Below are 2,477 nucleotides of genomic sequence, written 5' to 3' on the forward strand. Positions count from 1 at the left end.
TGGACCTGAGTTGGGGGAGCGTTCTTGCGTAAGTTGTTAGTCGATACGGATACCGCGTCCGACGATGCTGTCGCTCTGATCCTGGCCCTACGCTCCTCGCTAGTGGAAGTCGTAGCCATCACAGCGGTTGCGGGAAATGTTCCCGTAGAGCAGGGCGCGCAGAACGCGTTGTATACCGTGGAACTCTGTGGCGCGGACGTACCGGTGCATGTGGGCGCTGCGAAGCCGCTCACTCGTGAGTTGGAGTCTGCGACGTGGTTTCACGGAATGGATGGGCTTAGTGACTGTGGATACAAAGTCACTCATCGGACTGTAGACCCTTTACCGGCGGTCGAAGCGATTGTCGCGAACGCGCTGGCGAATCCCGGACTCGAATTGATCACTCTTGGACCACTTACGAACCTTGCCTTAGCGATTCGGCAGCAGCCGACGATTGTGAAGAACATCAGTCGCTGTGTAGTAATGGGCGGCGCGGCATGCACAGAAGGGAATGTGACACCGGCTGCTGAGTTCAACATCTGGGTCGACCCGGAAGCGGCGCGTGAAGTGTTTCTGTCAGGTCTGCCGATAGAGATGGTTGGTTGGGAACTATCACGGCAAGATGCGGCGCTCGATGAGCACGACATTGCGGCGGTGCAGGAATTGGACACGCCGCTTGCGAGGTTTGCAATCGGTTGCAACGGGCGTGCGCGCGAGGCGTACCTCGAGCAGACGGGTGAACGCGGCATCTCATTGCCGGACCCGATTGCAATGGCGGTCATGCTCGAACCGGAGTTGGTGCTGGAATCGAGTCAGCACTATGTCGACATCGAGACGAGGAGTGCGTTGACGCGCGGTATGACGGTAGTGGACCGGCTTAACGTCAGCGGTGATGCGCGGAATGAGCGTGAGTGGAGCGAGGTGCACGCTCGCGCGAAGAAAGTGAAGGTGTGCTGGAAGCTGGATGTTGACCGTTGGAAACGGGCGTTGATGGAAGCGTTGAGTCGCTAGAGTTAACTTTGGTGGCCTTTTGCGAAGTACGTCACGATGAGGTCTGCGCCGGCGCCGCGCGGCACGCGAAGACCGATACCACGGCCAACGAGTACATGCAGGAATTACCTGAGAGCGTGAGGAAGATGGTCGGTGAGGTGCACGCCATGCTCGTGAAAGGAGGCAGTCTCAAGAGAGTTTGAAGCATTTTCCGCAAAAAGCCACAAACTCTTGCGAGGAACTTGCTGTAAATGTTTAAAAGTTTAAAAGATATGGTAGACACGAAATGACTCGAACTCCTGACCTCTACCGTGTCAATCCAGCCGTTTAGGCTTTCAACGACTTACAACTGCGTGGAGGCTGCCGTAGCACACGCAAGTCGTGCAAGATCTCGCCTTTTGTGGGTTGGATTGTGGGTCGCTCGTACGACCGGAGATTAGGCTTTCGTGCTTATCGCGCGATCGGAGTATAGGTGATAAGTTTTGATTGTATGGTCACTTATGGGTGTTGCTTTACAGCCGTTCTTAAGGGTTTTTCTTTATGGTCGAAATAGAAGTATAAGCCGACGCTCAGAAAATTCACCAACACCGCGATCACGTTCCATAGAATGACCGGCCGCGAATTAATCAATAAACCGTAGTAGACCCAGAGAATCTGAAAGACGCCCATGATGGCCGCCATGCGTGGGTTCATGCCCGAGGTGGATCGACGCCTGAGCATCGCGAGCAAATCCGGCAAAGCGGCAAAGGTTGTTCCAAAACCGGCCACTAAGCCGAGGACCTCTGACCGCTTAACATTGGGGTCAAGTAAACTCCGTGTGTCATGGACAGCCAGGTCCTGACAGCCGCAAAGGACTACAACACACGGAAGAAAAACAGCAAGCGTTATTCTGTTGAATCGGTCCATGCCTACCTCCACACGTCTAGCATTTTGCTAGGTTAGTTCGCTCTTGTGCAAGCGAATACTTGGTTGGTTGGAGCGTGCGTGCCCGACGATAATAACGATGCTGCCGGGCGGTGGCATTCGAAGGGGCATCCGATCGTTTATTGCAGTGAAGATCCTTCGACGGCGCTGCTAGCGCCAGGGAGCTGGCGATGATCCTGGATGGGATCGATGTGTCGAAGTTGAAGCGCGTGCTCGCGTAACGCGGAAAACCCTATTTCGCGACAGGATTGGGAGCATACCCCGGCGGATATTTCTGCCAGGGATATCCCGTACCGGGTTGGGCTGCCGAAGATTACGCCATCCGCGGCGCGAAGTACACCACGAGAATTTTCATCTGGGTTCTCCTTACGTAGAGACTGACGAGCGGCGAAAAGGCAGTCACAAAGAAACCATCAAAAACGACGGTTTACGACTTCCTCTAAATCGCCCCGTTAGTCATGTCACAAACAAGAAGAACCGAGTGGACGGTGTACCCAAAACTCCTGTTGCTTTCCCAGAGGAAACGTGGCAGGCTTCCTGTTGGTAACCAAAATGACGTCTTCGATCAAGCACAAGACCGATGT

General features: G+C 54.5%; 3 protein-coding genes. 2 read left to right on the top strand and 1 reads right to left on the bottom strand.

The genetic code is table 11. The annotated features are described in order from the left end of the window. Nucleotides 1-24: 24 nt before the first annotated feature. A complete protein-coding gene (locus tag Q363_RS31330) occupies nt 25-990 on the top strand; it encodes a nucleoside hydrolase (RefSeq protein ID WP_035358635.1) in 966 nt (321 codons plus the stop codon). Nucleotides 991-1,467: 477 nt separating this feature from the next. Here Q363_RS31330 and Q363_RS37145 read toward each other — a convergent pair whose 3' ends face one another. After that, complete coding sequence (locus Q363_RS37145; RefSeq protein ID WP_051979602.1) at nt 1,468-1,875, bottom strand: SemiSWEET family sugar transporter; 408 nt, start codon at nt 1,873-1,875, stop codon at nt 1,468-1,470. Nucleotides 1,876-1,953: 78 nt separating this feature from the next. Here Q363_RS37145 and Q363_RS47290 point away from each other — a divergent pair, with 78 nt between their 5' ends. Then, nucleotides 1,954-2,067, top strand: coding sequence for an RES domain-containing protein (locus Q363_RS47290; protein WP_169747216.1), 114 nt, complete (start codon nt 1,954-1,956; stop codon nt 2,065-2,067). Nucleotides 2,068-2,477 lie beyond the last annotated feature (410 nt).

The organism is Edaphobacter aggregans DSM 19364 (genome assembly GCF_000745965.1).
Classification (GTDB): Bacteria; Acidobacteriota; Terriglobia; order Terriglobales; family Acidobacteriaceae; genus Edaphobacter; species Edaphobacter aggregans.